The following is a 1,612-nucleotide window of genomic DNA, read 5'->3' as shown; positions in this document are numbered from 1 at the left end:
GGCCCTTCGCAGATGAGCGTGGTTAGGCGGTCTGAGACTGACGCCGCGGGGTAGGGCGTTTCCGGCGCGGCGTGGTGCAGGGGGAAAGAGGTCAGGGCCTCTTTGAATTGGTAGCGACCAAGCAAACCAATACCAAAAGAGACCCTGACATGAATAACTCTATGTCTTGTTCCGATGGCCGCTGGTGCACTCGCGCGGACGCGCTGCTCGGTGTCGAGGGCATCCACGTCAGCTCCGTCACGGCAACCGCGGCCGGACTGGTTCTGGGCGTCGAAACCGGGGAGGACATCACGGGCTGCCCGGACTGCGGCGTCGTCGCGGTCGGGCACGGACGCCGGCAGGTCCGGCTCCACGACACCCCCTGCTTCGGCCGGCCGGTGCGGCTGCTGTGGGCCAAACGTGTCTGGCGCTGCCCGGACCCGGACTGCCCGAAAACGACGTTCACCGAGGAGCACCCGCTGGCAGGACCCCGGGCGAAACTGACCGACCGTGCCGTGAACTGGGCAACCGATGCGCTCCAGCATTTCGACACCTCGGTCTCGGCCCTGGCCCACCAGCTCGGCGTCTCCTGGCACACTCTCTGGCACGGGATCAGGGCAGAGGCCGCACGGCGGATCGCTGACACAGGCCGGTTGAAGGGGGTGGACGCGCTCGGCGTCGACGAACATGTCTGGGCCCACACCGGCCCGCCCGGCACCGGCATGGTCACCGGGATCGTGGACCACACCCGCGACGCGGACGGCGTTGTTCACGCCCGGCTGCTGGACCTGGTTCCAGGACGCTCCGGAAAGGCCTACGCGGACTGGCTCAAGGACCGCGGCGCAGGGTTCACCGCCGGGATCAAGACAGCCGCGCTGGATCCGTTCCGCGGCTACGCGAACGCGATCCGCGACGAGCTGCCCGAAGCCATCACCGTCCTGGATGCATTCCATGTCGTGAAGCTGGGCTCGGCCATGGTCGATGAGGTCCGCCGCCGGGTCCAGCAGGACACCCTGGGACACCGCGGCCGCAAGGGCGATCCGCTCTACGGGATCCGGCGGACCCTGCAGATCGGCGCCGAACACCTCACCGAGAAACAGGCTTCCCGGCTGGACGCGAAGCTCACCGCCGGGGACCCGGACCACGAAGTCACCCTGGCCTGGCAGTGCTACCAGAAGCTCCGCAACATCTACCACGCCCGTCCGGAACACGGCAGGGCACTCGTCACGGACGTGATCGCGTCGTTCCCGACCTGCCCGATCCCGGAAGTCGCCCGGCTCGGCCGGACCCTAAGGACCTGGAAAGCGGCGATCCTGGCCTACTTCGACACCAACGGCGCCTCCAACGGACCCACAGAAGCAMTCCCATGCCGACGTCGGCATGGGATYGCTTATGCCGATGTTGGGATTATGCCGATTTTCGGGTGACTGGCCTGTTCAGGGCCGGTTTCTTGCAGTGTCTGGTCGGCATAGTCGCGGCGTGAGATTCTCCCTTCTCCTGACAGGAGAAGGGAGTGTGCCATGGATGATCCAAGGCGGGTGGAGGGCCCGGCGGTCGGCGCCGACGACGGTCTAGCAGATGTTGGGGCCTTGGCGGGTGTCGGGAAGACGGGCCCTCCCGGGGGTACTTGGCA

Annotated in this window: 1 protein-coding gene; it reads left to right on the top strand. The window is 67.1% G+C overall.

Going from position 1 to position 1,612, the window contains the following annotated elements:
* Nucleotides 1-161: 161 nt before the first annotated feature.
* The gene (locus AC1D2F_RS23850; protein ID WP_476967902.1) at nt 162-1,406 is read left to right on the top strand and encodes an ISL3 family transposase; all 1,245 of its coding nucleotides are present in this window, start codon (nt 162-164) and stop codon (nt 1,404-1,406) included.
* The last annotated feature ends 206 nt before the right edge of the window (nt 1,407-1,612 follow it).

It is taken from the genome of Arthrobacter sp. P1_B3, from assembly GCF_056406615.1.
The sequence above is the reverse complement of the archived record's forward strand: the minus strand, read 5'-3'. Positions and strand labels throughout refer to the sequence as shown.